This window comes from Actinacidiphila polyblastidii (genome assembly GCF_036353415.1).
Taxonomy (GTDB): Bacteria; Actinomycetota; Actinomycetes; order Streptomycetales; family Streptomycetaceae; genus Actinacidiphila; species Actinacidiphila polyblastidii.
In genome coordinates, this window is sequence record NZ_JAZEWV010000011.1 from 191907 (window position 1) to 213488 (window position 21582).

Annotated in this window: 17 protein-coding genes and 1 pseudogene; 10 read left to right on the forward strand and 8 right to left on the reverse strand. The window is 73.5% G+C overall.

The features are described from left to right. Positions 1 to 4: 4 nt before the first annotated feature. The 3 genes from V2S66_RS16475 to ilvA form a co-directional block, all read right to left on the reverse strand. Positions 5 to 859: an ABC transporter permease gene (locus V2S66_RS16475; protein WP_330796097.1), complete on the reverse strand. Its 855-nt coding sequence runs from the start codon at positions 857 to 859 to the stop codon at positions 5 to 7. Beyond that, positions 856 to 1857: an ATP-binding cassette domain-containing protein gene (locus V2S66_RS16480; protein WP_330796098.1), complete on the reverse strand. Its 1002-nt coding sequence runs from the start codon at positions 1855 to 1857 to the stop codon at positions 856 to 858. The genes V2S66_RS16475 and V2S66_RS16480 overlap by 4 nt, the downstream gene beginning before the upstream one ends. Before the next feature lie 178 nt (positions 1858 to 2035). Continuing rightward, complete coding sequence (ilvA, locus tag V2S66_RS16485) at positions 2036 to 3256, reverse strand: threonine ammonia-lyase (protein ID WP_330796100.1); 1221 nt, start codon at positions 3254 to 3256, stop codon at positions 2036 to 2038. A gap of 136 nt (positions 3257 to 3392) precedes the next feature. On the opposite strand from ilvA, the pseudogene V2S66_RS16490 reads away from it, so the two are divergent. From V2S66_RS16490 to V2S66_RS16500, 3 genes and pseudogenes are all read left to right on the forward strand, one after another. Continuing rightward, positions 3393 to 3881 (forward strand): annotated as a pseudogene (locus tag V2S66_RS16490) (MarR family winged helix-turn-helix transcriptional regulator); the annotation flags it as partial. Between the two features lie 215 nt (positions 3882 to 4096). Then, positions 4097 to 4651 carry a sigma factor-like helix-turn-helix DNA-binding protein gene (locus V2S66_RS16495; protein WP_330796102.1) on the forward strand — a complete coding sequence of 185 codons (555 nt, stop codon included), beginning with the start codon at positions 4097 to 4099 and terminating at the stop codon, positions 4649 to 4651. After that, positions 4648 to 4902: a hypothetical protein gene (locus V2S66_RS16500; RefSeq protein WP_330796104.1), complete on the forward strand. Its 255-nt coding sequence runs from the start codon at positions 4648 to 4650 to the stop codon at positions 4900 to 4902. The genes V2S66_RS16495 and V2S66_RS16500 overlap by 4 nt, the downstream gene beginning before the upstream one ends. 39 nt (positions 4903 to 4941) lie before the next feature. Here the strand turns inward: V2S66_RS16500 and V2S66_RS16505 are convergent, their stop codons facing one another. After that, positions 4942 to 6123, reverse strand: a complete 1182-nt coding sequence (locus V2S66_RS16505) for a cystathionine gamma-synthase (protein WP_330796105.1) — start codon at positions 6121 to 6123, stop codon at positions 4942 to 4944. A 143-nt stretch (positions 6124 to 6266) separates the two neighbouring features. On the opposite strand from V2S66_RS16505, the gene V2S66_RS16510 reads away from it, so the two are divergent. Continuing rightward, positions 6267 to 7844: a M48 family metallopeptidase gene (locus tag V2S66_RS16510; protein ID WP_330796107.1), complete on the forward strand. Its 1578-nt coding sequence runs from the start codon at positions 6267 to 6269 to the stop codon at positions 7842 to 7844. A gap of 224 nt (positions 7845 to 8068) precedes the next feature. Here the strand turns inward: V2S66_RS16510 and V2S66_RS16515 are convergent, their stop codons facing one another. Beyond that, positions 8069 to 10141 (reverse strand): glycosyl hydrolase family 28-related protein, encoded by a 2073-nt coding sequence (locus V2S66_RS16515; RefSeq protein WP_330796109.1) that lies wholly within the window; start codon positions 10139 to 10141, stop codon positions 8069 to 8071. A 389-nt stretch (positions 10142 to 10530) separates the two neighbouring features. On the opposite strand from V2S66_RS16515, the gene V2S66_RS16520 reads away from it, so the two are divergent. The 3 genes from V2S66_RS16520 (at position 10531) to V2S66_RS16530 (ending at position 14949) form a co-directional block, all read left to right on the forward strand. Then, the gene (locus V2S66_RS16520) at positions 10531 to 11448 is read left to right on the forward strand and encodes a phosphatase PAP2 family protein (protein ID WP_330796112.1); all 918 of its coding nucleotides are present in this window, start codon (positions 10531 to 10533) and stop codon (positions 11446 to 11448) included. A gap of 158 nt (positions 11449 to 11606) precedes the next feature. Further along, a complete protein-coding gene (locus V2S66_RS16525; RefSeq protein WP_330796114.1) occupies positions 11607 to 13250 on the forward strand; it encodes a hypothetical protein in 1644 nt (547 codons plus the stop codon). Further along, positions 13240 to 14949: a hypothetical protein gene (locus V2S66_RS16530; RefSeq protein ID WP_330796116.1), complete on the forward strand. Its 1710-nt coding sequence runs from the start codon at positions 13240 to 13242 to the stop codon at positions 14947 to 14949. The genes V2S66_RS16525 and V2S66_RS16530 overlap by 11 nt, the downstream gene beginning before the upstream one ends. Positions 14950 to 15041: 92 nt before the next feature. On the opposite strand, the gene xylA is transcribed toward V2S66_RS16530, so the two are convergent. Then, the gene (gene xylA, locus V2S66_RS16535) at positions 15042 to 16214 is read right to left on the reverse strand and encodes a xylose isomerase (RefSeq protein ID WP_330796119.1); all 1173 of its coding nucleotides are present in this window, start codon (positions 16212 to 16214) and stop codon (positions 15042 to 15044) included. 102 nt (positions 16215 to 16316) lie between these two features. Between xylA and xylB the strand changes: the two genes are divergently transcribed. Then, on the forward strand, positions 16317 to 17753 hold the full coding sequence (xylB, locus tag V2S66_RS16540) for a xylulokinase (protein ID WP_330796120.1): 1437 nt from the start codon (positions 16317 to 16319) through the stop codon (positions 17751 to 17753). Positions 17754 to 18161: 408 nt separating this feature from the next. Beyond that, a complete protein-coding gene (locus V2S66_RS16545) occupies positions 18162 to 19298 on the forward strand; it encodes an ROK family transcriptional regulator (RefSeq protein ID WP_330796190.1) in 1137 nt (378 codons plus the stop codon). A 55-nt stretch (positions 19299 to 19353) separates the two neighbouring features. Here the strand turns inward: V2S66_RS16545 and V2S66_RS16550 are convergent, their stop codons facing one another. Both V2S66_RS16550 and V2S66_RS16555 read right to left on the reverse strand, forming a co-directional pair. Then, positions 19354 to 20634 (reverse strand): L,D-transpeptidase, encoded by a 1281-nt coding sequence (locus V2S66_RS16550; RefSeq protein ID WP_330796122.1) that lies wholly within the window; start codon positions 20632 to 20634, stop codon positions 19354 to 19356. Positions 20635 to 20839: 205 nt separating this feature from the next. Next, complete coding sequence (locus V2S66_RS16555; protein ID WP_330796123.1) at positions 20840 to 21193, reverse strand: hypothetical protein; 354 nt, start codon at positions 21191 to 21193, stop codon at positions 20840 to 20842. A 102-nt stretch (positions 21194 to 21295) separates the two neighbouring features. On the opposite strand from V2S66_RS16555, the gene V2S66_RS16560 reads away from it, so the two are divergent. Continuing rightward, on the forward strand, positions 21296 to 21577 hold the full coding sequence (locus V2S66_RS16560) for a hypothetical protein (RefSeq protein WP_330796126.1): 282 nt from the start codon (positions 21296 to 21298) through the stop codon (positions 21575 to 21577). The last annotated feature ends 5 nt before the right edge of the window (positions 21578 to 21582 follow it).

Consider the following 21582-nt stretch of genomic DNA (forward strand, 5'->3'; position numbering starts at 1 on the left):
CGTGTCAGGCGGTGGCCGAGCGGTACTTGTGGACCGCCCAGGTGCGGAAGGCCGCGATGATCACCACGGACCAGATCAGCGAGGCCCACACCGGGTGCTGCATCGGCCAGGCCCCGGAGTCGGAGACACCCGGGTTGCCGAAGAGCACGCGGCACGCCTGCACGGTCGCGCTGAACGGGTTCCAGTCCGCGATCGGCTGCAGCCAGCCCGGCATGTTGGAGGAGTCCACGAAGGCGTTCGAGATGAACGTCACCGGGAAGAGCCAGATCAGGCCGCCGGACGTGGCCGCCTCCGGGGTGCGGACCGACAGGCCGATCAGCGCGCCGATCCAGGAGAACGAGTAGCCCAGCAGGAGCAGCAGGCCGAAGGCGCCGAGCATCTTCGGCACGCCGTTGTGGATGCGCCAGCCGACGAGCACGCCGACCACCGCCAGCACCACGAGGGTCAGCGCGGTCTGCACGGAGTCCGCGAGCGTCCGCCCGGTCAGCACCGCGCCGCGGGACATCGGCAGCGACCGGAAGCGGTCGATCAGGCCCTTGTGCATGTCGTCCGCGATGCCGGCGCCGGCGCCGGCGGTCGCGAAGGTGACCGTCTGCGCGAAGATCCCCGCCATCAGGAAGTTCCGGTAGTCCGAGGCGCTCAGCGAGCCGCCGACGGCAACCGAGCCGCCGAAGACGTAGCTGAACAGCACCACGAACATGATCGGCTGGACCAGGCCGAAGATGACGACCTCGGGGATGCGCATCATCCGCAGCAAATTGCGCTTGGCGACCACCAGCGAGTCGCGTGCGGACTGCACGAGCCCGCCGCGCGCCACCGGCGCGAGGGTGACCGAGGGGGTGTCGGTGACGGCGCTCACTTCGCGGCCTCCTTCTCGGCCGTGCCGGCCGTCCGGTCCTCGTCGACGCTCTCGGCCGCCTCGGCGGCGTGACCGGTCAGCGAGATGAACACGTCGTCCAGGGTGGGGCGGCGCAGGCCGATGTCGTCGATCTCGATGCCCTCGGCGTCCAGGTCCCTGATGACCTCGGCGAGCAGCTTGGCGCCGCCGCTGACCGGGACGGTGATCTTGCGGGTGTGCTGGTCGAGCTTGGCGTCGCCCTCGCTGTGGCGGGCCAGCAGCCGGGCGGCCTCGTCGATCCGGTCGCGCTCGTGCACGACCACCTCGACGCGCTCGCCGCCGGTCTGCGCCTTGAGCTGGTCGGAGGTGCCGCGGGCGATGACCAGGCCGTGGTCGATGACGCAGATGTCGTGCGCCAGGTGGTCGGCCTCCTCCAGGTACTGGGTGGTGAGCAGCAGCGTGGTGCCGCCCGCGACCAGTTCCTGGATGACCTCCCACAGGGCCTGCCGGTTGCGCGGGTCCAGACCGGTGGTCGGCTCGTCCATGAACATCACCGGCGGGCTGACCACCAGCGCGGCGGCCAGGTCGAGCCGCCGCCGCATGCCGCCCGAGTAGGTCTTGGCGGTGCGGTCGGCGGCGTCGGCGAGGTTGAACCGCTCCAGCAGCTCGTCGGCCCTGGCCTTGGCCTGCTTGGCGCTGAGCTGGTAGAGCTGGCCGACCATCCGGAGGTTCTCCCGGCCGGTCAGGTACTCGTCGACGGCGGCGAACTGGCCCGACAGGCCGATGTGCCGGCGGACCTCGTTGGGGTGTCGCAGGACGTCGATGCCCGCGACGACGGCCTTGCCGCTGTCCGGTCGGATGAGGGTGGTCAGGACGCGGACGGCGGTGGTCTTCCCCGCGCCGTTGGGACCGAGCAGCCCGAGGACGGTGCCCTCGGGCACGTCGAGGTCCACTCCCCCCAGTGCCCTGACATCGCCGAAGGTCTTCACGAGCCCCTCGGCGTAGATGGCGCCCGGCATGTTCTCGCTCCCGTTCCGTTGCTCGTAGCTCCTGTGCCGGCGGTCCTGCGCGAACCGGCCGGGATGGTGCGGTGCCGCGTCGTGCGCGAGGCGGGAGAGCGATACCGCAGCCCCCCACGCGATACGACGCGAGAATGCCAGACGCGATATATCGCGTCAACCCCGGTGGGTTGCCGCGTCAGGCGATCACCGTGTACCCGGCGCCCTCCAGCGCGGAACCGACCGCGTCGCAGTGCTCGGGCCCCTTCGTCTCCAGATGCAGTTCGACCTCCGCCTCGGCGAGCCCGAGGCGCGGATCGGTCCGCACATGGCTGATGTCGAGGACGTTAGCGTCCACCACTGACAGCACCCCCAGCAGCGTCGCCAGCGCCCCCGGCCGGTCGGTCAGCCGCAGCGTCAGCGACAGGTAGCGGCCCACCGCCGACATGCCGTGCCGCAGGATGCGCTGCATCAGCAGCGGATCGACGTTCCCGCCGGACAGCACCGCGACCACCGGGCCCTCGTACGCCCGCGGCGCGGCCAGCAGCGCCGCGACCGGGCTCGCGCCGGCCGGCTCCACCACCAGCTTGGCCCGCTCCAGGCAGAGCAGCAGCGCCTTGGACAGCTGGTTCTCGGTGACCGTGACCACCTCGTCCACCAGGTCCCTGATCACCGCGAACGGCACGTCGCCCGGCCGGCCGACCATGATGCCGTCGGCCATCGTCGCCACCGAGTCCAGCGCCACCGGCCGGCCGGCGGCCAGCGAGGGCGGGTACGCGGCCGCGCCGGCCGCCTGCACGCCCACGATCCGCACCTCGGGCCGCAGCGACTTCACCGCGATCGCCAGCCCGGCCGCCAGCCCGCCGCCGCCGATGCCCACCACGATGGTGCGCACCTCGGGGCACTGCTCCAGGATCTCCAGCCCGACGGTGCCCTGACCGGCGATCACGTCGGGGTGGTCGAAGGGGTGGATGAAGACCGCGCCGGTCTGCTCGGCGTACTCGGTGGCGGCCCGCAGCGTCTCGTCCACGACCGCGCCGTGCAGCCGTACCTCGGCGCCGTACTCGCGGGTCGCGGCGACCTTCGGCAGCGGCGCGCCGACCGGCATGAAGACCGTCGAGCGCACCCCGAGCAGCGAGGCGGCGAGCGCCACGCCCTGCGCGTGGTTGCCGGCGCTCGCCGCGACCACGCCGGCGGCGCGCTCCTCCGGCCGCAGCCCCGCGATGCGGACGTACGCGCCGCGGATCTTGAACGAACCGGTCCGCTGGAGGTTCTCGCACTTGAGGTGCACAGGTGCTCCCACCAGCGACGACAGATGCCGGGAGCCTTCCATACCGGTGACCCGGGCGACCCCGGAGAGCATTTTGTGCGCCCCGCGCACGTCATCGAGGGTGACCGTGTGGGACGGCGAGGTGTCCATGGCACCAGTCTCGCAGTTTCGCCCCTAACGGTTTGCGCGGGAAGGACACCGACACCATCGCGTCCGCGTACTCTTCTCCCAACTTCCTGCCCTACCGTCCCTTCCGCAGGACCGACAGAACGCGAGTTTCAAGGTCATGTCCAACCCTCCGGAGACCTCGACCGATCTTCTTGAGCGCCTCCAGCACCAGGTCGCCCTCTTCGCCCGCCGTGCGGAGCAGACCCGCCTCGGCGGTGTCGGCAAGGCGCGCAACTCCATGGACCGCGCCGCCTACCTCCTGCTCAACCGGCTCGACCACGAGGGCCCGATGGGCGTCAAGGCGCTCGCCGAGGCGATGGGCATCGACTCCTCGACGGTGACGCGCCAGGTCGCACCGCTGGTCGACACCGGTCTGGTCAAGCGGACCTCCCACCCCGAGGACGGACGTGCGGTCGTCCTCGCGCTGTCACCCCGCGGCCGCGGCCGGCTGGACGAGGTGCGCGACTCGCGCCGCCGGCTGATGGCCCAGGTCACCGACGAGTGGAGCGGCGAGGAGCGCGAGGTCTTCACCGATCTGCTGGTCAGGTTCAACGCGGCGCTCGCGGAGTGGCACGCCGGGCTCGGCCAGCGCGACGAGCCGGGCGGCGGACCCGCCGCGGAACCGGCCGCGGGCGCCGAGACGGCGGGCGAACCGGCGGGCGCCGCCACGGCCGACACCGCGGGCGACGCGGCCCGCGGGCTGCCCGGACAACCGGCGGCGGCCTCCGCTTCCGGCCCCGCGCAGCGCTGAGCACCCCCGCCCGCCTGGGCAGACGCGCAGGGGGCTTGACCGCGAACACCGGGTTGCCGTCCCATGGCCACGTGGGCAGACGCCGGGCGGAGGCCGAGCTCCGACGGGACGCCGAGTTCGCGGCGTTCACCGCGGGAGCGGGAGGACGGCTGCTGCATGCCGCCACCCTGCTCACCGGCGATCCGCAGGCCGCCGAAGCCCTGCTCACCACGGTCCTCGCCCATGTCTACGCGGACTGGTTCCGGATGCGCGCCGAGGACCCGTACGAGCAGGCCAGGAGCGAGCTGGTGCGGCGCTTCAGCTACCGGCCGTGGTGGCACCGGCCGCGCGGCGGCCAGCTCGACCGGCTCTCCGCGCGGGAGCGGCTGATCGTCACCATGCGGTTCTTCGAGGGCATCGCGGAGGAGCAGACCGCGGCCCAGCTCGGGCTGCCCCTGGAGCGGGTCAACGCGATCTCCGCGCGGGCCGCCGCGACCCTGCGCAGCCGCCGGCCGCCGAGCGCCGCCGCGGCGGGCACGTCGCGGCCGCCGCGCCGCACGGACCGCGGCGAACGGCCCGAGCCGCCCGACCGCGCCGAGCGCGACGGCGGCGGCGCTCGCCGCCCGGCCCGGGGGGCGAGCCGGTGAACGCGCTGCCGAACCGCCGGGACGACGAGGTGCGCCGCCTGCTCGACACCCCGCATCCCGTGGTGCCGGTGGACATGGCGGCCCGCGCGGCGCTGCGCGGCCGCCGGATCGTGTGCCGCCGCCGGGTCGAACACACCGTGCTGTGGGCGCTGTTCGTCGCCGCGGCCGTCACCGGCCTGGTCCTGGCCGCGCTCACCTGGCCGAACGACCCGTCCTCGGTGCCGTCGGACGGCACCTGGTGGTCGCCGTGACCACCGGGCGCCGCCGCGGCGGCGAGCCGGCCGGGCGGCTCAGCCCAGCGCCTGCTTGAGGTCCGCCAGCAGGTCGTCCACCGCCTCGATGCCGACCGACAGCCGGACCAGGTCGGCCGGCACCTCCAGCGCCGAGCCGGCCACCGAGGCGTGCGTCATCCGGCCCGGGTGCTCGATCAGGGACTCCACCCCGCCGAGCGACTCGCCGAGGGTGAACAGCCGGGCCCGGTCGCAGACGTCGACCGCCGCCTGCTCACCGCCCTCGACCCGGAAGGACACCATGCCGCCGAACGCCTTCATCTGCTTGGCGGCGACCTCGTGCCCGGGGTGCGAGTCGAGTCCCGGATAGTAGACCCGCGCGACCCGCGGGTGGGCCTCCAGCATCGCCGCGACGCGGCCCGCGTTCTCGCTGTGCCGGTCCATGCGCACCGCGAGCGTCTTGATGCCGCGCATCACCAGCCACGCGTCGAACGGCCCGGCCACCGCGCCCATCGCGTTCTGGTGGTAGGCCAGTTGCTCGCCCAGCTCGGCGTCGGAGGTGACCAGCGCGCCGCCCACCACGTCGGAGTGGCCGCCCATGTACTTGGTGGTGGAGTGCACCACGATGTCGGCGCCGAGCGCCAACGGCTGCTGGAGGTAGGGGCTGGCGAAGGTGTTGTCGACGGCCAGGTGCACGCCGGCCTGCCGGGCCACCCCGGCCAGCGCCGCGATGTCGGTGACGCCGAGCAGCGGGTTCGACGGGGTCTCCACCCAGATCAGCCTGGTCTCCGGCCGCAAAGCGTCCCGTACCGCCTGGACGTTCGAGGTGTCGGCCACCGACCAGCGCACACCCCAGCGCTCGACGACCTTCGCGAACAGCCGGAAGGTGCCGCCGTACGCGTCGTCGGGGATCACCACGTGGTCGCCCGGCGCGAGCACCGCGCGCAGCAGGCAGTCCTCCGCGGCGAGCCCCGAGGCGAACGCCAGCCCGCGGGTGCCGCCTTCCAGCGCGGCCAGGTTCTGCTCCAGCGCGGTGCGGGTCGGGTTCGCCGACCGGCTGTACTCGTAGCCGCCGCGCAGCCCTCCGACGCCGTCCTGCTTGTACGTCGAGACCTGGTAGATCGGCGTGACCACGGCGCCGGTCTGCGCGTCGGCCGGCTGTCCCGCGTGGATCGCGAGGGTCTCGAAGTGCCGGTGCCCTTGGTCGTCGCTCCGGCCGTGCTGCTCGTGCTGATCGCTCATGCCGCCGAGGGTAGCCGCCGCGGCACCGCGAGGCGCTGGCCCGCGGTGCGCGGCGGGCCGTATGATTCCGCTCCCGATTCGAACCCACGTGCTGCGGACGGGCAGCCGGCGGATCGACGCGAGTCCTGTGGGGGGACCTTCCGATGGCTGCCACCGCGCGCGCCCTGCGCGCCTTTCTGCTGCTCGCCGGCTTCTACGTGATGGGCCTGCTGCTGCTGGCGCTGATCGTCGGCATCGACGCCTTCGTCGTCTACGAGATGTTCCACGGCGAGTTCCGGCTCGGCATGCTCTACATCCTCGGCGGATCGCTGATGGTGACGCTGCCGATCATTGACGGAATGTTCATCCTCGGCCGCCGCGGGCCCAAGGAGGGCCCGCAGGGGTACGAACTCACCCCGGACGCGCAGCCGGAGCTGTGGGCGGAGGTCCGGGAGGCCGCGCGGGTCGCCGGCACCCGCGCGCCGGACCAGGTGGTGCTCGTCGGGGACGTCAACGCCGCGGTGTCGGAGCGCACCCGGCTGCTCGGCCTGATTCCCGGGCGGCGCAGCCTCTACCTGGGCGTCCCGCTGCTCGAAGGGCTGACCGTGCCGCGGCTGCGCGGCGTGCTGGCGCACGAGTTCGGGCACTACGGCCACCACGACACCCGGCTGTCAGCGATCACCCTGCGCGGCCGCGTGGCGATCGGGCACACCATCGACCAGTTCCGGGCCGGCGCCGCGGACAGCGGCCGCGCCTTCGTCCTGGTCGGCAACCTCTACATCCGCTACGGGCGGCTGTACCTGCGCGCCTCGCAGTCCGTCGCGCGCCGCCAGGAGCTGGCCGCCGACCACCGCGCGGCGCTGTCCGTCGGCCGCGACGCCACCGCCAACGCGCTGCGCCAAGTGCCGCTGCTGGCAGCCGCGTTCGGGTTCTACGTCGAGCACTATGCCTCGATCGGCTGGAACGCGGGACTGCTGCCGCCGCCCGGCGAGTTCTACGGCGGTTTCCGCCACCTGCTGGCCGAGCCGGGCCGCGCCGAGGAACTCGCCGCCCTCCAGGCCGAGTCGCCGCAGGAGCCGCCGTCGCCGTACGACTCGCACCCGCCGATGGACGAGCGGGTGCGGCTGCTCGAGGCGCTGCCCGACGACGGCGCCGGGGACGACGCGTCCGCGCCCGCCGCGCTGACACTGCTGCGGGACGAGAGCGCGGTGCTGGCCGGGGTCGAGGCGGCCTCCCTCACCGAGGAGGCCAAGGCGATGCGCCGGCTGCCGTGGGACGACCTCGTGCAGCGCGCGAGCTGGTCGGAGGCGACGAAGGCGGCCGAGCCGCTGCGCCAGGCGGTGTTCGCGGTGCGACGCGGCCCGGACGGCAACCTCCCCACCCTCGACGAGACCCTCGACGCGATCGACGCCGGCCTGCTGTGGACGCAGGTGGCGCCGCGGCTGGCCCCCGCGGGCGCGGCGGCCGACGGCTCGGCGCGCGACGCGGTGCGGCCCGGGGTGCGCGCGGGCCTGGCCGCGCTCGCCCAGCTCTCCCTCGCCCACGCCGGGATGGCCCGCTGGCGGCTCTCCTGGGCCGGCGCACCGGTCCGCTTCGCCCTGCCGGCGTCCGTCGGGGACCAGGCGCTGGACGCCGCTCTCGACGCGGCGTGCGCCGACACCCCCGACACGGCCCCCCTGCGCGGCCTGCTCGCCGCGCGGCCGACTGCGGCCGCGGCCGCGGCGCCGGACCCGCTGGGGTAGCCGGCAGGACGCCGGGCGCGCGGCGGCGGGCGGGGCCGCGCCGCCGCGGGCCCCGCCCGCCACTGCCCCCGTCCGGGTGCGGCGACCCGGGCGGCCCCCGTTGGCGGAGGGCGGGGAGGACGGGACCCGCGGCCGCTCACCCCGGGCGGTCGCGCCCGGAGCGGCTCCCACCGGGCTGACCCGTCCGGCCCGGCGCACCGGCCGGACGGGTCAGCCGGTTTCGCTCACCAGCCGGTCGGCGCCGGCGGCGCGACCACCGCGGGACGGTCGGCGCAGGTGATGGTGTTGGGCAGCTCCCACGGCGCGAGCCACGGTCCCGTGGTGCCGCCGCCGTCGTTGCCGCCGAGGTCGGTCACGGTGAACTCCGAGCCGGTGGCCGGGAAGTTGAACGACCCGCAGTTGTTGATGCCCACCGCCCCGACGTTGCGCGCGTCCACGTTCTCGAAGGTCGCGCCGCCCTTGCTGCGGGCGCTGAGCACCGAGGTGCCGGTGCCGTCCACCCGGATGTCCTTGAAGTGGACGCCGGTGATCGAGTACAGGTCCTTCACCGGGAAGTCGGAGACCAGCATGATCGCGTTGTACGTGCTGTCGAGGAAGTCGTCGCCGGTCACCTGGATGTCCGCGTCGATGTTCTTCTCCAGCGCGTAGAACCAGATCGCGCCGAGCCCGATGTTCCAGTTCAGCTCGTACGTCCCGGCGCGGACCGTGGTGTTGTCGGTGATCCACACGTGGCCGGTGAACGCCTCCGAGCCGAACCGGGAGCCGACCTGGAGGGCGCTGCCCTCGCGGATCGGGTCGGCGATCAGGTTGCCGGAGACGGTGTTGTCGGTGCCGCCGTAGAGCGCGATGCCGTTGGCGAGCACCGGTGTCTGCACCGTGTTGTGGTCGAAGGTGTCGCGGGCGTCCTCGGTCTTCTCCGACCACATCGCCAGCGCGTCGTCGCCGGTGTTGCGCAGGAAGTTGTTCGAGACCAGTGAATCGGTCACGCCGGTGTGGAAGTTGATGCCGTCGGCGATCTGGTCGACGATCACGTTGCCGGTGATCCGCAGGTTCGACATCGGGCCGTCGAACCACATGCCGACCTTGGTGTGCTGGAGGTACAGGCCGTCGATGGTGGAGTCGCTCAGCGCGCCGCCGATGCCGTTGACCTGGTCGGTGTCGACGCGCTCGCGCACGTCGCCCTCGATGGCGAAGCCGGACAGGTGGACGTCCGAACTGCCGCCCGCCGAGGCGTCCTTGCCGTAGAAGCCGACCCCGGTGTGCACACTCCCGTCCGCGGCCGGTGCGGCCAGGTCCACCTGGTGGCCCTTGAAGACGGTGTACCAGCTGCCGGCGCCCTCGATGGTGACGTGGTCGACGACGATGTGCCGGCTGACCTGGTAGGTCCCCGGCGGCACGTAGACCTTCAGGTGCGCGCGCCGGGCGAAGGCGATGGCGCGGTCGACGGCGTCGGCGGAGTCGCGGCGGCCGGTCGGGTCGGCGCCGAAGGCCAGCACGTTCGCCGCCACCAGGTCGACCTTGGGCGGCGCGACGAGTTGCGAGTCGAGCAGGTCGACGGTGGTCGTCGCGGCGCCGGCCGGCACGGTCAGCCGCACGGTGTCGCCGGCCCGGTAGCTGCGGCCGAGGAGCAGCCGCTGCTCGTCGTAGAAGTGGTTGGGCCGGAACGGCTTGGCGAAGACCGGGGTGGGCGTGGTGGCGTTCGGCACGCAGCCGCACTCGGTGACCCACCAGTCGGGGTGGGTGAGGTCGGCCGTCGGGTCGTTGGAGAACGGATAGAGGTTGTACAGCCAGGCGTACTGCGAGGTCAGCGTCATGGTGCGGTGGTTCTTGCCGTCGACCGTGACGTCCAGCGGCGAGGTGAGGCCGCCGCCGGCCGGGGCGTCCGGGATGCTGTAGCGGACGTTGATGGCGTTGGCCGCGGCCGGCAGCGTGAACTCCACGTACTGCCCCGGCTTCAGGGTGACCGCGGAGCGCCCCGACGCCTCGGCCGGCAGGGTGTAGGCGTCGCGGCCCGGGCCGATCACCGTGCCGTCGGTGACGGCGTGCTCGGCCTCCTGCTCGACGAAGGGGACGTCCGCGCCGCGGCCGGCGACGAGTGCGGGGTCCAGGCCCGCGCGGGTGACCGCGGGCGCCGCGCCGTGCCCGGTCGTGCCCGCGCTCCCGGCGCGCGGGAGGGCCGCCGCCGTGCCGCCGCCCAGTACGCCGAGTCCGGCGGCCACCGCGGTCAGCGTCGCGACCGCCACCGCGGCTCTTCGCCGCGGCCGGCCTGCCGCAGCACCTGTGATGCTCCGTGACATCGAAAGCTCGTTTCTGTCGAGTCGTCCCGTGCCCTGATCCCCGGTCGGTTCGCCGTCAGGGTGAGGTGACAGTAGGGCCCGGCGGTCTCCGGTCACAAGGTGTCTGCGAGATGATTTCGTTCTCTTTGGCGTCAAGCTGCAACACACTGTGTGATTCTTGCGCCGAGTGTTTCGCTGAGTTGCGAAAGGCGGCCGTGTCGCGCTCCGCCGCCCACCCGCCCGGCGCCCGGCGTACGGGGGGGACACCGCGACGCCGGTACCCGAAGGCGCCGGTATCCGGAGGAGGCGTCGCGGACGCGTGGCGAGGACGGCCACCGGGGGGCGGCGTGCCGTCGAAACGGCTGGGCAGGCGGTGAACGGGCAGGAATCCGCCGGGAAAGGTCAGAGGCATGGTGTTCGGGAACGCGACGTCGCCGGTACTCACCCACCACCACGTCCCCGCACTCAGACGTCTCCCGCTCCCGACCCGCCTCCCCCGGCTGCTGCCCGAACTCGCCCTGCTGATCGCGGTCAACGCGATCTACAAGTACGGCCGCAGGGTCGCCAACGGCCAGACCGGCGCCGCCTTCCGGCACGCCGACCGGGTCTGGTCGTTCGAGCGCGGCCTGCACGTGCCCAGCGAACGCTCGCTGCAACGCCTGATGCTGCACAGCGAGACGGTGATCCACATCGCCAACTACCTCTACGCCACCGTGCACTTCCCGGCGATGGTGATCTTCCTCGGATACATGTTCGTCCGGCACCGCGCGCACTACCTGTGGATCCGCCGGGCCATCGTCATCCAGACGATGCTGGCGCTGGTCGGCCACATCTTCTTCCCGCTGGCCCCGCCGCGCTTCCTGCCGGGCGCCGGCATGGTCGACACCGCGGCGGTGTACGGCCCGGCCGTGTACGGCAAACCGGACGGCGACTCGATGGCCAACCAGTTCGCCGCGATGCCCTCGCTGCACGTCGGCTGGGCGCTGGCCATCGCCGTCGGGCTGATCGCCGCGGGCCGCTCCCGGTGGCGCTGGCTGTGGCTGCTGCACCCGCTGATCACCATGGCGGTCGTGGTCGGCACCGCCAACCACTACTGGTCCGACTGCGTCGTGGGCTGCCTGCTGCTGGCGCTCGCCGTCGCCGTCATCCCGGGCCCCGACCCGGACGGCGCGGTGGCGCCCGACACCCACTGGGCCTGGCCGCTGCGGCGCACCCGGCACCACCCGGCCGCGGCATCCGGCGTCGCAGAGGCCGCCGCCGCGGAGGCCGCCGCCAAGACGCCCGCGCACGCGAGGGCCGGCTCCGCGAGGGGCCCGGACGCGGCCTGACCGGCGCGGTCTCCCCCATGGTGCCTTCGATACCCCCGATGCGGCCGGTGTCGGTGCGCTCGGATAAGGTGCCGCTTCTCGTGCTTTCTGTGAGCACGTTATGAAGACCTGTGGGGGGTTCCTTCATGCGCCATTCGCGCGCAGTTCGGCCTGCCTCCGTGAGAGCGGCCGCCACATTCCTTCTCGCCGCCGGACTGGCCGTCCCGGCGCTCGCCGCCGCACCGGCCGCCCAGGCCGCGGACGCGACGGTCACCGGTGTCACCACCGACGACAACGGCAAGCTGAACGTCTCGCTCACCACCTCTGACGCCCTGTGGGTGCAGGTCAGCGTCCGCGCCTCGGCGGCAGCCGACGCTCCGGTGCTCGCGACCACCGACGCCCTGACGCAGTCGGGTGGCGGGTGGAAGACCGAGCAGACCGTCTCGCTGCCCGCCGGAACCGCTTACGGCGACTACCCGGTCGACGTCGACTACCGTCTGTTCAACGGCACCGTCCAGCACTGGGCCGGCGCCGACCACCGGACGGTCAGCGACCTGAACTACCGGCTGCACACCGGCGTGTCGAACCTGGCGTTCGACCGCACCACGCTCGACTACGACCACCAGTCCACCGTGCTCAGCGGCACCGCCACCACGCTCGACCCGGCGACCGGGCAGTCCGGTGCGGCCGCCGCGGGGACGAAGGTGGAGCTCGACTACGACGCCGTGGGCGGTCTGCGCAGCTACAAGACGACGGCCACGGTCGCCGACGGCGGCACCTTCCAGGCGCCGCTGACGCTGCCCCTGGGCATCGAGAACGTCCGCGCCGTCGCCGTCCCCGACGCCACCACGACCGCCCGTCCCCTGGTCTGGGACTTCACTCCGCCCAGGGTGATCACCACCCGGTACCGGCTGAGCGCCGAGGAGAGCCGCACCCGGACCAACCCGAACGTGGCCTACACCGAGAAGGGCAGCGTCGAGCGGTACGCCGAGGGCTACTGGCAGCCCTGGACCGGCGTCACCGTCAGCACCGCGTCGAGCGCCGGCGACCCGTCCACGGGCGTCCTCTCCGGCGTCCTCGGCCACGGTGCGACCGACGCGAACGGCGCGTTCTCCTACGCCGTCACGCCCACGCGCACCACCGACACCTTCACGGTCCTCCAGCCGACGCCGTACCTCACGGGCTCTTCGGCGGCATACGAGCACATCGCGGTGCCGACGCCCGGCAGCTTCACCACCCCGGCGGGGTCCATCGACCAGTACGCCACGGTGACGCTCGCGGGCTCCCTGAAGGGCTCCTGCGACTACCAGCCGCTGTCGCTGGAGTACTCGGCGAACGGCACCACCGGCTGGACCACCATGCAGTGGTTCCAGGCCAACGGCGGCAACTACAACGGCACCTGCTCGTACAGCGTCACCAAGGACGCGTACTACAACGGCTACTACCGCGTCCGGCACCCCGAGACCGACGTCATGCAGCCGGCCGTCACGGTGGTCAAGCACATCTACCGCTACCGCACGGGCATGTCGATCGCGATGTCCTCGACGAAGCCGAAGACCAACGCCAAGCTCACCGCCTCGGGCAACGTCTACCAGCTGACGACCGCCGGCTGGAAGCCGTACGCGGGCGTCCACGTGGTGCTGGTCTTCAAGCCGCGCTACGACCCCAACTGGTACTGGGTGGTCAAGGGCTACACCAACGCCTACGGCCACTACGCCCTGAACACCACGGCGTTCGGCGACGGCACCTGGGCGGCGTACATCGAGCCCAACTCCTCGCACTACTACTCCGAGTCGAAGCAGGTGTACGTCGATGCGCACTGACGCCTCCGCGCGCACGGTCCGCACCCGGCGCGCCCTGGCCGCCGGAGTGGTGGCCGCCGCGATCTGCGGCACGGCGCTGACCGCGGCGCCCGCCTACGCCGACGGCACGGCGGGCCAGATCGGCATCGGCCGCGGCGCCGTCGACAGCCTGGACCACGGCTCCTTCGACGTCCCGGTCTGGACCGACGCCACGGACGCCGCGGTCACCTCGGTGACCATGAAGGTCCTCGACGGCGGACAGACCGTCGCCACGCGCTCCCTGGTGGACGGCGGCTACGCCTGGAGCCTGGGCTCCGGCGACCAGCTGAAGCTCACCGAGGACGGCGGCACCCTGCCGCGCCTCGGGCGCTACGACGTCGAGATCACCGCGACCGACAGCAAGGGCGACACGCTCACCAGGGCTGAGCCGGGAGCGCTCGACTTCACCCTGATCCCGCTGTTCGCCGCCGCGACAGGCACCAACGGCCCGGTGACGGGACCGACCGGCGGCGTCAGCCTGGAGCCGGCGGTCGTCGACGCGGACCACACCTCGGAGACCGTCGGCGGGACGCTGCTGGGCCAGCAGCCCGGCAGCCGCGACCTGGTCCCCCTCGCCGGCCGCACGGTCACCGTCGCCATGGGCCCCACGTGGAACGAGGTCGACAGGACCGCGGTGACGGATGTCGACGGCCGTTTCAGCACGACGTTCGCCGTGCCCCAGGGGCTGTCCTTCACCGCGAGGTACACGGAGAGCTCCGACGCGGCGGACGGGCAGGCCAGCACGCCGGAACGGACACCGGAGTACCACTCGTCCGCCGTGGCGATCACGGCCACCGCGGACGTGAGGAGGGTGCTGCCCGGCCAGAACGTCACCATCAGCGGCGAAGTGCACAGCACGCTGTCCGCCACGTCGCCGGGGCTGGCCGGTGTGCCCGTCGTCGGTTCCTTCGAGGGCGGCGGCGGCCTGGAGGTCCACACCGTCACGGACGCCACCGGGCACTTCACGCTCACCCTGCCCGGCGACCCCGAGTCCGGCGGCGTCTGGACGGCGTACGTCTCCCAGCCGTTCCGCTCCGGCTCGGTCAGCGGGGTGGTCGTCATCCCGGACGAGTCGCTGTTCACCTCGGTGGCCTCGGCGGTCTCCGCCGACGACGTGGTCACCGTCAGCGGCAAGCTGCTGCGCACCTACCACCGCGGCGCGTCCACCTACGGCCAGAACGTCGGCCTGTGGTACTCGCCCGACGGCAGGACCGGCTGGAAGGGCCTGGCGGGTGTCAACCTGACCTCCTCCGACGGCTCGTTCAAGATCACCGCCAACGGCTACCTGGACGGCTACTACCAGGTCCGCCACGCGACCTCGGACCAGCTGGTCGCGAGCAACGGCCCGATCGTGCACCTGACCCGCACCAACACGCGGATCTTCCAGATGTACGCCAACACCGCGCGGGCGAAGAAGAACTCCACGCTGACGCTGACCGGCAACCTCAAGCAGGACGTCGGCAACGTGTGGAAGCCGTTCGGCGGGCAGTACGTCGAGCTGTACTTCCAGCCCAAGGGCAGCACCAAGTGGTCGTACCTGGGCTACTCGCACACCGACTCCACCGGCCACGCGAAGTTCACGTCCAAGGCGGTGCAGGACGGCCGCTGGCTGATCCAGTACTTCGGCGACGGCACGCACTTCGAGAGTGACGCGGCGGCGGTCTACGTCGACGTGGTCTGACCGGACCGCACCACACGGCGGCCCTGTGCCGTACGGGACGCGACTCCCGTACGGCACAGGGCCGTTGCCGTGCGCGGAACGCCGGCCGGGGCTCAGCGGGCGCCGAGCAGGTGGTCCATCGCGAGCTGGTCGAGGTGCTCGAACGCCATGCCGCGGGCCGCGACCGCGTCCGGGTCGAAGTCCTCGTAGGCGCTGCGGTCGGCGAGCAGCGCCGCCACCGTCTCGCCCTCGGCGAGGGTGGGGCGGGCCAGGTCGTCCAGGCGCGAGGCGCGCAGCGCCTCCAGGACCTCGGGGTCGGAACGGAACGCCGCGGTGCGCTCCTTGAGCAGCAGGTAGTTGCGCATGCAGCCGGCCGCGGACGCCCACACGCCGCCGATGTCCTCGGTGCGCGGCGGCTTGAAGTCGAAGTGCCGCGGGCCGTCGTAGCCCGCCGACTCCAGCAGGTCGACCAGCCAGAAGGCGGACCGCAGGTCGCCGGCGCCGAAGCGCAGGTCCTGGTCGTACTTGATGCCGGTCTGGCCGTTGAGGTCGATGTGGAAGAGCTTGCCGTGCCACAGCGCCTGGGCGATGCCGTGCGGGAAGTTCAGTCCGGCCATCTGCTCGTGGCCGACCTCGGGGTTGACGCCCACGATGTCGGGGCGCTCCAGGGCGTTGATGAACGCCAGCGCGTGGCCGACGGTCGGCAGCAGGATGTCGCCGCGCGGCTCGTTCGGCTTGGGCTCCACGGCGAACCGCAGGTCGTAGCCCTGCTCGGTGACGTACGCGCCGAGCAGGTCGAACGCCTCCTTCATGCGGTCGAGCGCGACCCGCACGTCCTTGGCGGCGCCGGACTCCGCGCCCTCGCGGCCGCCCCAGGCCACGTACGTCGTCGCGCCCAGCTCGACGGCCAGGTCGATGTTGCGCAGCGTCTTGCGCAGCGCGAAGCGGCGCACGTCGCGGTCGTTGGCGGTGAACGCGCCGTCCTTGAAGACCGGGTGGGTGAACAGGTTGGTGGTGGCCATCGGCACGGTCATGCCGGTGGCGTCCAGCGCCTGCCGGAAGCGCTTGATGTGGCCCTCGCGCTCGGCGTCGGTGGAGCCGAAGGGGATCAGGTCGTCGTCGTGGAAGGTCACGCCGTACGCACCCAGCTCGGCGAGCCGGGTGACCGTCTCGACCGGGTCGAGCGCCGGGCGGGTCGCGTCGCCGAACGGGTCGCGGCCCTGCCAGCCGACCGTCCACAGGCCGAAGGTGAACTTGTGCTCGGGGGCGGGAGTGAGGGAAGTCATGCGGGTCGGCTCCTATTCGTCAGACTGTTGAACAAATTAGTATGCGAGACCGATGATGGGAAGTGGGCACTTCCGATGAGCTCGCGAAGGGATCGGGATCACATGGCGCAGCAGGGGTCGCACGGGCCGGTCGTGCTCGGCGTGGACAGCTCCACGCAGTCCACCAAGGTGCTGGCGGTGGACGCGGGGACCGGCGCGGTGCTGGCCCGCGGCCAGGCGCCGCACACCGTCAGCGCCGGCGCCGGGCGCGAGACCGACCCCGAGGTGTGGTGGCGGGCGCTGCTGACCGCCCTCGGGCAGCTCGGCGAGTACGCCGGGCTCGCGCAGGCCGTCGCGGTCGGCGGCCAGCAGCACGGCCTGGTCGTCCTCGACGCCGAGGGCGCCGCCCTGCGGCCCGCGCTGCTGTGGAACGACGTGCGGTCCGCGCCGCAGGCCGCCGCGCTCGTCGAGCGGCACGGCGCGCAGTGGTGGGCGGAGCGCTTCGGCTCGGTGCCGGGGGCCAGCTTCACCGTCGCCAAGTGGGCGTGGCTGCGCGAGCACGAACCCGAGACCGCCGCGGCGGCCGCCGCCGTACGGCTCCCGCACGACTTCCTCACCGAGCGCCTGTCGGGCGCGGCGGTCACCGACCGCGGCGACGCCTCCGGCACCGGCTGGTGGGCCTCGCGGACCGAGGCGTACGACGAGGCGCTGCTCGCCGAGGCCGGACTCGACCCCGCGCTGCTGCCGGCCGTGCTCGGCGCCGGCGAGCAGGCCGGCACGGTACGGGACGGGCTGCCGCTGCGGGCCGGCGCCGTCGTCGGCGCCGGCACCGGCGACAACGCGGCCGCCGCCCTCGGCCTCGGCCTCACCCCGGGCCGCGCGGTGCTCAGCCTGGGCACCTCCGGCACCGTCTACGCGGTGTCGCGGCGCCGGCCCGCCGACGCCTCGGGCACCGTCGCCGGGTTCGCCTCCGCGGACGGCGGCTGGCTGCCGCTGGCCTGCACCCTCAACTGCACGCTCGCCGTCGACAAGGTCGCCGCGCTGCTCGGCCGCGACCGTGAGGACGTCGAGCCCGGCGGCTCGGTGGCCTTCCTGCCCTTCCTCGACGGCGAGCGCACCCCCAACCTCCCCTACGCCTCCGGCCTGCTCACCGGGCTGCGCCACGACACGACCGCGGGCCAGGTGCTCCAGGGCGCGTACGACGGGGCGGTGTACGCGCTGCTCGACGCGCTCGACCAGGTCCTGGCGGTGGACGCTGACGCGTCCGGGTCCGGGTCCGGGTCCGAGGAGCCGCTGCTGCTGATCGGCGGCGGGGCTCGCGGGGCCGCCTGGCTCCAGACGGTGCGGCGGCTGTCGGGGCGCGCGGTGCAGGTGCCCGAGGCACAGGAGCTGGTCGCGCTCGGCGCGGCGGTGCAGGCGGCGAGCCTGCTCACGTCGGAGGACCCGACGGCCATCGCCCACCGCTGGGCCACCGCCCGCGGCCCCGTCCACCCCCCGCTCCCCCGCGACGAGGCCACCCTCACCCGCCTCGCCGCCGCCCTGCCCCTCGCGGGGTCCTAGACCCGGACGGGGCGGTCGCCCGCACAGGGGCGCGGGGAACGGCGCGGGACCGGCCACCGGCCGGCGGCCCGGCAACGACCGCAACCACCCCGCCCGGCCGGTGGCGACGTGCAGCCCTCGCAGTGGCTGCCCGCGCCCGGACCGCGCGGGGCGCCGCACCCCACAGGGGCGCGGGGAACGGCGCGAGCAACCCACCACCGGCCGGCGGCCCGGGGACGACCGCAACCGCTCTGCCCGGCCGGTGGCGCGGCAACGGCGGCAACCGGTGCACCCGGCCGGTGACCACCCGCGGCAGCGGGGAAACGGCGGGGGCCCGGATACTGGACGCGACGGAAGGAGCCCCGCGTGGGGAACGGCAAGGGCACGGGGCCGCAGGCCGAGCTGCGGCGGCGGAACCTCGCGCTGGTCATGGGCGCACTCGCCGCCGGCGAGAAGGTCACCCGGGCGGCGGTGGCCGCCGAGGTCGGGCTGGCCCGGGCGACCGTCTCCACGCTGGTGGACGAGCTGCTCGCGGCCGGCCTGGTCGAGGAGCGCGGCGCGCAGCGCCCCGGCACCGTCGGCCGCCCCGGCACCGCACTCGCGCTGTCCGAGACCGGCCCGGCCGGCATCGGCGCGGAGATCGGCGTCGACCACCTCGCCGCGTGCGTGACCGACCTGCGCGGCCGGCTGCGCTGCCGCGTCCAGGCGCCGGCCGCGAACCGCGGCCGCCCGGCCCCCGCGGTCCTCGCGGAGCTGGCCGGGCTGACCGCGCTGGTCACCGGGCAGGCCCGCGACCAGGGCCTGCACCCGGTGGGCACCACCGTCGCCGTACCCGGCCTGGTCGGCCGCGACCGCGGCATCGTGCTGCGCGCCCCCAACCTCGGCTGGGAGAACGTGCCGGTGGCCGCCGCGCTCGGCCCCGGCACCGTCGTCGACAACGAGGCGAACCTCGGCGCGCTCGCCGAGCTGTGGCTCGGCGGCCACGACCGGCTCGCCGACTTCGTGCACGTCTCCGCCGAGATCGGCATCGGCGCCGCGGTGGTGGTCGAGGGCCGGCTGTTCCGCGGCGCCCGCGGCTTCGCCGGCGAGCTGGGCCACGTGCCGGTGCGGCCGGACGGGCCGCTGTGCTCGTGCGGCGCGCACGGTTGCCTGGAGACCTTCGCGGGCGAGGAGGCGCTGCTGCGCGCCGCGGGCATCGGCGCGGGCCGCGGCCCCGCACTGCGCGCGGCGGCGGCCGGCGGCGACCCGGCGGCGCTGCGGGCGCTGGCCGAGGCGGGCTCGGCGCTGGGCATCGCGCTGAGCGGCGCGGTGAACCTGCTCGACCCGCAGGCGGTGGTGGTCGGCGGGCCGCTCGCCGACCTGGCGCCGTGGCTGCTGCCGGGGGTGCGCGCCGAGCTGGCCGACCGGGTCACCGACCGCAGGTGGCGGCCCGAGGACGTGGTCACCTCGCGGCTGGGCAGCGACGGGGTGCTGCGCGGCGCCGCCTACAGCGCGGTGCGCACCGTGCTGGACGACCCGGCGCGCTGGATACAGAAGGACGAGCGCAGCCAGCCCGCGGGCGTATGAGCCCCGGCGCGCGGACGCGGGGGGAGGCCGGACGCGGGGGAGGCCGGTGGCCGGCTCACACGGCGGAGCCGGCGACCCACTGGGACCACGTCATGTTCCAGCCGTTGAGGCCGTTGGCGGGCTGGATCGTCCGGTCCGGGGAGTTCTTCACCACGACCACGTCGCCGACCAGCGAGTTGTCGTAGAACCAGGCCGCGTCCGTGGTCTTGTCCTTGCCGCCCTTGGCGTCGCTCAGCCCGATGCAGCCGTGGCTGGTGTTGGCGGTGCCGAAGACGGACTTGTCGCCCCAGTAGTTGCCGTGGATGAACGTGCCGGAGTTGCTCAGCCGCATCGCGTGCGGCACGTCCGGTATGTCGTACTCGCCCTTGCCGTCGTCCTCGGTGAAGCCGACGGTGGCGCCGTTCATGCGGGTCGTCTGGTCCTTCTCCGAGATGACCATCTGACCGTCGTACGTGGTGTGGCCGGGGCCGCCCGCGGAGATCGGGACGGTCCGCAGCACCTGGCCGTCGCGGACGACGGTCATCTGGTGGGTCGCGGTGTCGACCGTGGAGACCTGGGAGCGGCCCACGTCGAAGCCGACGGTCTTGTGCTGCACGCCGTAGACGCCGGGGGCGCCCTCGACGCCGGCCAGCGACAGGGTCATCGAGACGTGCGAGCCGGCCTGCCAGTACGTCTGCGGCCGCAGGTCGAGCCGCTTCGCGCTGAACCAGTGGCCGACCACCTTCTGGCCGCTGCTGGACACCACGCTGATCGACCGCTGCACGTCGGCGCGGTGCGAGCCGGATATCGCCTTGTCGAAGTTGATCGACACCGGCATGCCCACGCCGACGGTGGAGCCGTCCTCGGGGGTGAAGTAGCCGACGAACTTGGTGGTCGCCGTGCTGGTGGCGAACGTGGTGTGCGCGGCGGCGGCGCGGCCCTGCGGGTCGGCGGCGTTCGCCGCGATCGTGTACTGGGTGCCGCGGGCCAGCGTGCCGGCCGGCTTCCACGAGGTGTGGTCGGCCGACAGGGTCCCGCTGACGCGGTGGCCGGTGGCCTTCGACGTCATGGTGACGGAGGTGAGCTTGCCGCCGGTGACGGAGACCTTGACGGCGCCGTGGGTGGCCGCGCCGGTGCTTCCCGACTTCGGCGTGATGGTGATCTTCGCGGTCGACGCCTGCTCGGCGGCGTTCGCGTCCTGCTGCGCCTGGGTGTCGGTGTGCGCGCCGTCGGTGCCGGTGGTGGCCGGTGCGGCGGCCGAGGAGGTCGTGGGGGCGACGCTCGCCGCCGCCTTCGACGTGCCGCCGTTGCCGTGTCCCCCGCAGGCGGTCAGCGCGACGGTTCCCGCGGCAAGCACCGCGGCAGCCGCCAGGGTGCGGCGTCGGCCTGGTGAGAGCCGACGGGCAGGGCGCTGTTCGGGGGTGTTTCCGGCGTTGGACGTCACGCTTTCTCCAAAGGGGCAGGGGACGGGCTTCGCTCCTATGCATGGAAGCAGCCCAGACGCCCGATGTGTACGAATCGGGCGAAAATGTGGCCTTTCCCACGCCGTCCCCGTCCCCCTGCTACCCCTCCTCGTCGTCCTCGTCCGCCGCCCGGTCGCCGTCCCAGTCGTCCTCGGCCTGCGGGTCGTACTCGGTGTGCGCGCACGACCACGACGCCTGGACCAGTTCGATGCCGGGCAGGCCGGCGACCAGCTCGCCCGGGTCCACGAGGTATGCCAGCGCCTCCGACTCGTCCGCGCCGACCGCCGCCCGCGCGTGCTCACGCTCGACGCCCGGCATGAAGGTGTCCTCGTCGATGCGGGACAGCGCCGAGCCGCGCAGCTCGTCGGCCGCCGTCACCTCCAGCACCAGCTCGGCCTGGAGGCGTACGTAGCGCGGGCCGCTGTCGCCGCGGGGAATCTCCGTAGTGCTCATGCCACGGAGAGTAAGCCCGCGGCGGCCCGGCTTCCCACGAGCCACACCCAGTCACTACGATCGGCCCTCACGGTCAAGTCGCCGCAATCCCTGGGGGATCCTTTGACCTCGCCCCGTCCTTACGTCGCCGCAGCCGCCGCTTCCGTGCTGGCCGCGTTGTACTTCGTACCGTCCGCGAGCGCGTCGCCGAGCCATGACGCGCCGGCCAGGGCCGCCACCAGCCGGTCCGTCACGGCGGGCTCGCCGTCCGCGCAGCTCGGCGGCCTCGCCGACACCGGCGCGGTCGACACCAAGCCGTATCTGGTGGGTGGCGCCGCGTTCCTGGTGGCCGGCGCCGGCCTGGTGCTCAACGCCGGGCGGCGCGCCCGCCGTTCGGAAGCCTGACACCG

Bases quoted from the DNA above. Each gene is read 5' to 3' on its own strand.
- V2S66_RS16480 (WP_330796098.1), bottom strand. From the start codon at position 1,857: ATGCCGGGCGCCATCTACGCCGAGGGGCTCGTGAAGACCTTCGGCGAT.
- ilvA (WP_330796100.1), bottom strand. From the start codon at position 3,256: ATGGACACCTCGCCGTCCCACACGGTCACCCTCGATGACGTGCGCGGG.
- V2S66_RS16505 (WP_330796105.1), bottom strand. From the start codon at position 6,123: ATGAGCGATCAGCACGAGCAGCACGGCCGGAGCGACGACCAAGGGCAC.
- V2S66_RS16510 (WP_330796107.1), top strand. From the start codon at position 6,267: ATGGCTGCCACCGCGCGCGCCCTGCGCGCCTTTCTGCTGCTCGCCGGC.
- V2S66_RS16515 (WP_330796109.1), bottom strand. From the start codon at position 10,141: ATGTCACGGAGCATCACAGGTGCTGCGGCAGGCCGGCCGCGGCGAAGA.
- V2S66_RS16520 (WP_330796112.1), top strand. From the start codon at position 10,531: ATGGTGTTCGGGAACGCGACGTCGCCGGTACTCACCCACCACCACGTC.
- V2S66_RS16530 (WP_330796116.1), top strand. From the start codon at position 13,240: ATGCGCACTGACGCCTCCGCGCGCACGGTCCGCACCCGGCGCGCCCTG.
- xylA (WP_330796119.1), bottom strand. From the start codon at position 16,214: ATGACTTCCCTCACTCCCGCCCCCGAGCACAAGTTCACCTTCGGCCTG.
- xylB (WP_330796120.1), top strand. From the start codon at position 16,317: ATGGCGCAGCAGGGGTCGCACGGGCCGGTCGTGCTCGGCGTGGACAGC.
- V2S66_RS16545 (WP_330796190.1), top strand. From the start codon at position 18,162: ATGGGCGCACTCGCCGCCGGCGAGAAGGTCACCCGGGCGGCGGTGGCC.
- V2S66_RS16555 (WP_330796123.1), bottom strand. From the start codon at position 21,193: ATGAGCACTACGGAGATTCCCCGCGGCGACAGCGGCCCGCGCTACGTA.